Here is a 7,554-nt window from a genome sequence, read left to right as displayed (position 1 = left end):
CGGGAGCGGGGTTTGAGTCCGGCCAGGCCCTTTTCTTTTAGGGCTTTTTTCCAGCGGTGGTAGGTGGCCCGGCTGATCCCCACCAGGGCCTGGATCTCCTTCCAGCTCTTTTTACTTTCACGCAGGGCTTTGACCAGTCGGAGCTTGCGCAGACGTTCCTTGACCTCTGGGTCGCCTGCTTTGGCCTCGGCCAGCCTCTGTGCTTGTCTAGCGCCTTGCCATATCTCTCGGCCAACGGTGGTAAACTGCACCTGGGGAACCTCCTTTCTTGGTTGGTTCCCCTCTTTTTATCCCAGCTTAGAGTCTCACATGTGTTTGTCCAGGTTCAGCTACTCGAGCAAAAGCGCCACCGCGGCCCGTGGCATCGCGGTGGCGCTGGCCTGCTATGGCTCAGGCCTGGGCCTGCTTAGACTGGATGAAGTCAATCGCATCCTGCACGGTGCGAATCTTCTCCGCTTCTTCGTCGGAAATTTCAAGGCCAAACTTGTCTTCCAAGCCCATGATCAGTTCCACCGTGTCGAGGCTGTCCGCACCCAGGTCTTCGATGAAGCGGGCTTCGGGCACCACCTTTTCCGCATCCACACCCAGCTTGTCTACAATCACCTCTCTAACATCGTCCAGGATAGCCATTTTATAACCTCCGTTACCTCTAAGTTACGCCCAACGTGCGGGATTGTACCACATCAAAACCAGAAGGGGGCTTGACCCTATACTACCCGATGGCCCCCGAATCCCATCAATGGGGGGTCAGGCCCCCATCCACGCACAGGGTTTGCCCGGTGATGTAGGCGGCATCCTCGGAGGCCAGAAAAGCCACCGCCTTGGCCACCTCCTCGGGCCTCCCCAACCGGCCCGCCGGAATCTGCCGAAGGTACTCGGCCACCACCGCCTCGGGCAGCTTGGCGGTCATATCGGACTCAATAAACCCTGGGGCCACCGCATTCACGGTAATGCCCCGGGTAGCGTACTCTTTGGCCACAGCCTTGGTGAAGCCGATCAGACCGGCTTTGGCTGCCACATAGTTGGCCTGGCCGGGGTTACCCAGTATCCCCACCACGCTGGTGATGTTGATGACCCGCCCCCATTTGGCCCGCATCATGAGCTTTATGGCCTCGCGAGTGGTGTGGAATATGGCACTCAGGTTCGTAGCAATAACCGCGTCCCAGTCTTCGTCCTTCATTCGAATTAACAGGGTATCGCGGGTAATGCCCGCGTTGTTGACCAGCACCTCCAACCCCCCTAAAGCCGCGTGGGCCTCAGCCACCAGCTTTTGTGCAGCCTGTGGGTTGCTCAGGTCAGCCCCCAGCACCACCACCTGGGGCGCTCCTAGGCTTTTGGCCTCGGCAGCGGTGGCCTCGGCAGCAGCCTGGTTGCCGGCATAGTGCACTGCTAGGGCGTATCCCCGCCGGGCCAGCTCGAGGGCAATGGCTTTGCCAATCCCTCGCGAGGAACCTGTAACCAGTGCTTTACGCATATCCCCTCCGTTATTAGGCCAGAGCAGCCAAACCGTCGGCAATCTCCTGCGGACTGGTCAGGGCCCGGGCCTCCACGCCTTGCAAGGTACGCCCGACTAGCCCGGTCAAAACTCTACCCGAACCGAACTCGAGGTAAACCCCTACCCCCTCTCCCTGCAGATGTTGCAGTATTTCCACCCAGCGCACCGGATGGGTAATCTGCTCCAACAAAAGCTCCCGAATGGCCTCGGGTCTGGACTCGGGCCGGGCCAGCACGTTGGAGTACACCGCAAAGCGGGGCGGGTGCAGTTCCACTAGCGAAAGGTCGGCCCGCAGGCGCTCTTGCGCCGGGGCCATCAGTGAGGAGTGAAAGGGAGCCGAGACCGGCAAAGGCACCACCCGGGCCCGCTGGGCCTTCAGCACCTCTATGGCCTGGGCTACGCCTTCCGCAGTGCCCGAGATGACGGTTTGCTCGGGCGAGTTGTAGTTGGCTATCTCCACCCCAGGAATACCCGCCACGAGTTCCTGCAGAACCTGGGTCGGCAACTTGAGCACCGCGGCCATCGCTCCGGCGCCCACCGGCACAGCTTCTTGCATGTACTCGCCCCTTTTACGCACCAGGCGTAAGCCATCCTCCAAGCTCAAGGTACCCGCCGCCACATGGGCGGTCCACTCGCCCAGGCTGTGCCCAGCTGCCGCCTGGGGCAGGGAACCTCCTGCTTCCAAATACGCAGCAAAGGCCGCATACCCTACGGCCAGTAGGGCCGGCTGCTGGTTGGCGGTAAGCTTTAGCTCCTCCTCCGGACCCTCCCACATCAAGCGCAGCAGGCCCGGCAAAGCCGCCTCAGCCCTGTCCAACACCTCTCGCGCTGCCTTGGAGCCCTGATAGAGGGCCCGGCCCATGCCGATCTCCTGCGAACCCTGTCCGGGGAATAACGCGGCAATCATCAGTACCCCCTAACCTAGTCCGGCTGCCACCAGGTCAACACGCTAGCCGCCCAGGTCAGGCCCGCACCAAAGGTGACAAACAGGATGTTATCGCCGTTATGAATCCGGCCCGCATCCAGGGCTTCCTGTAGGGCAATGAGCATGGAAGCGGTGGACGTGTTGCCGTAACGGTCTACGTTCACCCAAACCTGTTCAGGGGGAAGTTGCAGCCGTTCGCGGGCTGCTTCGATGATGCGGGCATTGGCCTGGTGGGGAATCAGGTACTTGATCTCTTGGGGGGTAAGGCCAGCCTTCTCGATGGCCTCGAGGGTGGCGGTATTCATCACCCGCACCGCAAACTTGAATACCTCCCGCCCATTCATGTAGGCGTACTGGGTCATGGGGGTTCCATCCGGCAGCTTATCGGCCACGCAACGCAGCATAAGCTCTCGCCCCCCCGAGCCATCGGCTCCCAGCACAAACGAACGGAAGCCATAGCCCTCGGGCACCGGCCCAATCACTGCGGCCCCCGCCCCGTCGCCAAACAGCACCGCAGTCGAGCGATCGGTGTAGTCAAGGATTTTAGAGAGGGCCTCTGAGCCAATGGTCAGCACCTTGCGGGCTAGGCCGCTTTGCACCATGGCGTGAGCCTGGGCCACGGCGTAGCCCCAGCCAGGGCAGCCCGCCAGGAGGTCGTAAGCCCCCGCCTTCAGGCCAAAGCGATCCTGCACCAGCGCCGCGGTGGCCGGAAACAGCGCATCAGGGGTATTGGTGGCCACAATGACCAGGTCCACCCCATCCAAAGCGCTTTCCCCATGCCGGCGGATCAGGTCTTCCACCGCGCGAAAAGCCATGTGCGAGGTGTACTCTCCCTCCGCAGCCAGCCTACGCTCGCGAATGCCGGTACGGCTCACAATCCACTCGTCGGAGGTGTCGAGGATTTTCTCGAAGTCGTGGTTGGTCATCACCCGCTCGGGGGTATAGGTACCAAGGGCAAGGATACCTGTATTCAACACTGCCTCCTATAGGGCCCACACAACCTGGGGCACTTCAACAAAGATAACACCCCTACCCGCCTGTGCAGCGGGTGTGTTCCTTGAACCCAGTTCAAATCGGCACAAAAAAAACAGCCCAGGCGGTTTTTCCACCTGGGAGGGAGGTGAGCAGAGGTTCAGGCCTGAACTTCCAACACCTTTTTCCCCGCGTAGTAGCCGCAGCTATCGCAGACGGTGTGGGGAGGAATTTGCGCTCCGCAGTTGGCGCACTTGATCAGGGTGGGAGCCGTCAGAGTAGAAACCGCAGCCCGGCGAATGTCGCGCCGAGACTTGGAGACTTTCTTCTTAGGTACCGGATGCTTGGCCATTTCAGGTCACTTCCTTTGGAGAAACCAACCCCTAAGGGTCGTTTTCCGCAAACCGCTCTCCAATCTACTAGCTGTAGGGCAAAAGGTCAACCCGATCCCCCTGTTTGAGGCCAAGCTGCTCGCGGGCATTGCCTAGGTGTACGGCCACCTCAAGCAGCCCCGCGCTACCAATATAGGCCAACGCAGCCCCCACCGGCACCTCAGCATAGTGGGTTGCCACGGGAATGCGATGGTAGCGGATGCGCACCGTTTTGCCCCGAAGCTGCCCTGGAGTGGCCAGCAGGGTAGTGATGGCGTTACCAAAGCGGTCAAAGGTGAGGATTTCCCCCTGGTTGCCAAAGTGGAGATGGATGGGCAAGCGGGTTAGCGCAGACACCGGCAACTCAGGGCCAAAGCGGTGGGGCTCTACCCCTGCAGCCAGATAGGCCGCCACCGGGCCGAACACGTCCCGCCCGTGGAAGGTAGTTGATTTACGGGGCAGGTGGTAGGCGGGATTCTCCAGCTGATAGGCCTTCCGCGGAGGGTCTTGCAGGTAGGCCAGGGTCAGCAGTCCATTGTCCGGGGCTACGTAGCAAAGCCGTTCTCCAACGACCAAAATGGCGCGGCGGCTCGAGCCCACCCCTGGGTCTACCACGGCTAGCACCACCGAATGTTTGGGTAGGTAGGGCACCGACTCGTAGAGAATGTAACTGGCCCGATGCAGGTCGCCCGGAGGCAGGTTGTGGGCCAGGTCGTGAATCACCACCCCCACAGCAATCTGCCGCATGACCGCTTTGACTACCGCGGCATAAGGGTCGGCCAGGCCAAAGTCGGAGAGGAAAAAAATCTCGCGCATCGCTTAGCTACCCAACAACGTGCGCACCCAGGGTAGATTGCTCACCAAGGCCAGGATGATCCCTGCCAAAACCCAGGCCACAGCCCCAGCCAGAACCCCTTTGGTGCGCATATAAAGCCAGCCCAAAAACAAACTGGCCATTAGAAAGTACACCGTGGGGCCGGGAATCGCCAGGGCAAAAAGGGCTGGAATCATAAAAACGCTGAGCTCCTTATAGCGCTCTTTGAAGATCGGATACCCCACCCCTCGCACCACCAGCTCCAGCAGGGCCAGGCCAAAGAAGACGGGATACATGGGGCCCAGCCCGCTCAAGCCCAGGGGCCTAGCGATGTAGGCATACACCCCCAGCAAGACCAGCAGCACCAGGCCAGCCCAGGTCCCCTCCGCCCAGCTCGAACGCGGCCCCAAAGCCTGAGCCATCCCTTCGCGACCCACGCCGGCATAAGCAATTAGCAGGGCAAAGCTTCCCAATAGAAAATAAAACACTGGGCGGACAACCTGCCCCTGGTGGGGGGTAAACAGGGCCAGCAGGTTCTGGTAGAGCACCTGGCCAATCCCCACCGCAGCCAGGCCCGCCAGCAGCAAGGACAGAAGCAGCCATAGGTGAATAGAGCCAGGGCCATAGCGCCGCTCTGCGCCCATCTCTACCGTGCGCGTGGGCTCAATTCGGCTTTCTCCGTAGAGCAGCACAACCAGGTACAGCAGAAAAAGCAACAACCAGGGCCAGATTTTGCTCAGCAGGCTGCTGGGCAGGCTCACCCGGGAGGAAAGTTGTCGAAGCACCAAAGCCCCTTTGTCGAACTCGCCCAGACCATAGTAAACCATGGCCAACAGCCCTAAAGTCCGGGTGTAGTCGGCCTCGAGGGGCCCCAGACGGGGTAGCACCTCCTCCAGCGCCTCAGCAGCCGCCTGGGTATCCCCCAAAAGCCACATCAGGCGGGCTCGAGCCAGTTGTTCTTTGGGGCTGTTGCCCAGCAAACCCAGAGCCTCCTGTGGACGGCCCAGCCGCTCGGCCAATCGGGCTGCTCCTAGCCGGGCCTCTTCCGAGGCGGTCACCCGGCGGAAGGTATCGTAGGCCTCCTCGTAGCGCCCCAGCGCCTCATAGACCTGGGCCCGCAAGAGCACCGCCTCCGTGCTCAATCCCCTGGGCAGCCGGGCCAGCGCATCGGCAAGACGGCCCAACAAAAGCAGATAACGCGCCTCCAACAGGGCTACCTCGGGATCCTGCGGGCTGGCCTGTAGCAGTTTTTGCAAGAAAGGCTGGGCTGCATCCGGGTTGTTTTCCTCCAGGGCAATTCGCGCTAGCAGCCTAAGGCTGGGCTGGTGGTTGGGGTCGACCACCAGAGCAAGCTGGCAGGTAGCCCGGGCACTGTCCCGCACCCCCTGGTCGTACAGCGTCTTGCACTGGGTATAGTAGCCCTCTGCCCCAAGCTGGGCCTTAGCCGTTAAGGCAAACAGGGCGATTCCTACAATAAAAGGAACCGCTCGTAACATCGTCATGGGGGTAGTGTAACATGGGCTTTTGCGCCCCTCGCCCTCAAATGCACCTCTGGTCAAGCGCTATAGCCTCTGCCGCACCATCCTTATTTTCTGTAGAATCCTTGCGGCATAAACGTGCCCAGAGGTGGAATAAGCATGAAACGTTGGGTGCTCTGGATGATACTGCTGCTCTCTATGGCCTGGGCGCAGAACCCCACCGCAGTGGGAAAGCTTGTGGACGAAGGAAAGTTTCAAGAAGCCTACGAGGCTGGGCTACGCCTGGGCAGCGCCGAGGGCCTGGTGTTGGCGGCTCGAGCCGCCAGCTATTTTGCCGGCTATCTGGCCAAGGACAGCGAGAAAGCCGAGTGGTTTGGCCGGGCCGAGGCCGCCGCCCGCCAGGCCATCCAGGCCGACAGCAGCAACCCTGAGGCCTATTTTGAGCTGGCCCGGGCCCAAGGCCGCCTCTCGCAGTACCGCGGCATTCTGGAAAGCCTGGGGTTGGCCAGCAGCATCAAGGAGAACCTGGATCGGGCCCTCCGGCTCAACCCCCGCCATGCCGGGGCCAAGGTGGCGCTAGCCCTGTGGCACCACTCGCTGGTCTCCAAAAACGTGGGCTGGCTGTATGGGGCCAGCGGCAGCCAGGTGATGCCGCTGTTCAACGAAGCTATCCAGCTCGAGCCCCAGACCATCATCCACCGGGTCGAGCTGGCCGGGGTACTGGCTGCCCAGGGCAAAAAAGAGGAGGCCCGCAAGCAGTACGAAGCTGCCCTGGCCCTAAGCCCCAAAACCGCTGCCGACCGCTACGACCTCGAGCGGGCGCGGCGCGAGCTTTCCGCCTTGCGCTAGCCCCCTCGGCCCACCTCGAGCTTTGGTACAATCTGGCTGGGCAGGCGCCCTTTGCAATGCAATTTCAAAAGGAGTTTTATGAACGACCCTTTTAGCCGGATTCCGGGCTGGAGCCCCCAGCAGCGGGTGGGCCTGTTTGTGGATACCCAAAACCTCTACCACTCCGCCCGCGACTTCTACGGGCAAAACGTCAACTTTGAAAGCCTGCTGCGTTACGCTGTGGGCAACCGACAACTGGTACGGGCCACCGCCTACGTAGTCGAGCGCGAGAACGATACCTCAGCCTGGCCCTTCATCTACAAGCTCTCCACCATCGGCTTTAGGGTGCGGCGCATGCAGCTAACCCTAAAGGAAACCACCGACGAGGGCCGCCCCATCTACGAGGGCAACTGGGACATGGGTATTGCCGCCGATATGGTTCGCCTGATGCATACCCTGGACGTGGTGGTGCTGGGCAGCGGCGATGGCGACTTTGTGGAGATTGTGGAGGTACTGATGGAGCGGGGCATCCGGGTCGAGGTCATCGCCTTCAAGGAGACTACCTCACAAAGGCTGATCGACGCGGTGGATCGCTTCGTGCACCTGCCGGATATCGAGAACGCCTTCGTGCCCAGTAAAGAGCGAGCCCTGGCTCCGAAAACTGAGTAGGC

At 61.2% G+C, this 7,554-nt stretch carries 10 protein-coding genes; 2 read left to right on the top strand and 8 right to left on the bottom strand.

The genetic code is table 11. The features are described 5' to 3' along the window. From G552_RS14990 to G552_RS0107620, 8 genes are all read right to left on the bottom strand, one after another. Window positions 1-251: helix-turn-helix domain-containing protein (locus G552_RS14990; protein WP_156890695.1), on the bottom strand; the 251-nt coding region annotated here is incomplete at its 3' end. Between the two features lie 139 nt (window positions 252-390). Next, complete coding sequence (gene acpP / locus G552_RS0107645) at window positions 391-630, bottom strand: acyl carrier protein (protein ID WP_027882505.1); 240 nt, start codon at window positions 628-630, stop codon at window positions 391-393. Window positions 631-736: 106 nt separating this feature from the next. Continuing rightward, window positions 737-1,474, bottom strand: coding sequence for a 3-oxoacyl-[acyl-carrier-protein] reductase (gene fabG / locus G552_RS0107640; protein ID WP_027882504.1), 738 nt, complete (start codon window positions 1,472-1,474; stop codon window positions 737-739). Between the two features lie 13 nt (window positions 1,475-1,487). Beyond that, entirely contained in the window at window positions 1,488-2,402 is a 915-nt protein-coding gene (gene fabD / locus G552_RS0107635) for an ACP S-malonyltransferase (RefSeq protein ID WP_027882503.1), read from the bottom strand. Between the two features lie 14 nt (window positions 2,403-2,416). Continuing rightward, on the bottom strand, window positions 2,417-3,394 hold the full coding sequence (locus G552_RS0107630) for a beta-ketoacyl-ACP synthase III (RefSeq protein WP_027882502.1): 978 nt from the start codon (window positions 3,392-3,394) through the stop codon (window positions 2,417-2,419). 158 nt (window positions 3,395-3,552) lie between these two features. Then, window positions 3,553-3,744 (bottom strand): 50S ribosomal protein L32, encoded by a 192-nt coding sequence (rpmF, locus tag G552_RS16010; RefSeq protein WP_084640397.1) that lies wholly within the window; start codon window positions 3,742-3,744, stop codon window positions 3,553-3,555. A gap of 67 nt (window positions 3,745-3,811) precedes the next feature. Then, complete coding sequence (locus G552_RS0107625) at window positions 3,812-4,579, bottom strand: SAM hydrolase/SAM-dependent halogenase family protein (protein ID WP_027882501.1); 768 nt, start codon at window positions 4,577-4,579, stop codon at window positions 3,812-3,814. A gap of 3 nt (window positions 4,580-4,582) precedes the next feature. Beyond that, entirely contained in the window at window positions 4,583-6,079 is a 1,497-nt protein-coding gene (locus G552_RS0107620; protein ID WP_027882500.1) for a CPBP family intramembrane glutamic endopeptidase, read from the bottom strand. Between the two features lie 135 nt (window positions 6,080-6,214). Here G552_RS0107620 and G552_RS0107615 point away from each other — a divergent pair, with 135 nt between their 5' ends. Continuing rightward, complete coding sequence (locus G552_RS0107615; protein ID WP_211224814.1) at window positions 6,215-6,904, top strand: tetratricopeptide repeat protein; 690 nt, start codon at window positions 6,215-6,217, stop codon at window positions 6,902-6,904. Between the two features lie 78 nt (window positions 6,905-6,982). Then, complete coding sequence (locus tag G552_RS0107610) at window positions 6,983-7,552, top strand: LabA-like NYN domain-containing protein (RefSeq protein ID WP_036270451.1); 570 nt, start codon at window positions 6,983-6,985, stop codon at window positions 7,550-7,552. Window positions 7,553-7,554 lie beyond the last annotated feature (2 nt).

This window comes from Meiothermus rufus DSM 22234 (assembly GCF_000423425.1).
GTDB classification, from domain to species: domain Bacteria; phylum Deinococcota; class Deinococci; order Deinococcales; family Thermaceae; genus Meiothermus; species Meiothermus rufus.
The sequence above is the reverse complement of the archived record's forward strand: the minus strand, read 5'-3'. Positions and strand labels throughout refer to the sequence as shown.

Coding starts and splice junctions, on each gene's coding strand:
- acpP (WP_027882505.1), bottom strand. CDS start 630: ATGGCTATCCTGGACGATGTTAGAGAGGTGATTGTAGACAAGCTGGGT.
- fabG (WP_027882504.1), bottom strand. CDS start 1,474: ATGCGTAAAGCACTGGTTACAGGTTCCTCGCGAGGGATTGGCAAAGCC.
- fabD (WP_027882503.1), bottom strand. CDS start 2,402: ATGATTGCCGCGTTATTCCCCGGACAGGGTTCGCAGGAGATCGGCATG.
- rpmF (WP_084640397.1), bottom strand. CDS start 3,744: ATGGCCAAGCATCCGGTACCTAAGAAGAAAGTCTCCAAGTCTCGGCGC.
- G552_RS0107625 (WP_027882501.1), bottom strand. CDS start 4,579: ATGCGCGAGATTTTTTTCCTCTCCGACTTTGGCCTGGCCGACCCTTAT.
- G552_RS0107620 (WP_027882500.1), bottom strand. CDS start 6,079: ATGACGATGTTACGAGCGGTTCCTTTTATTGTAGGAATCGCCCTGTTT.
- G552_RS0107615 (WP_211224814.1), top strand. CDS start 6,215: ATGAAACGTTGGGTGCTCTGGATGATACTGCTGCTCTCTATGGCCTGG.
- G552_RS0107610 (WP_036270451.1), top strand. CDS start 6,983: ATGAACGACCCTTTTAGCCGGATTCCGGGCTGGAGCCCCCAGCAGCGG.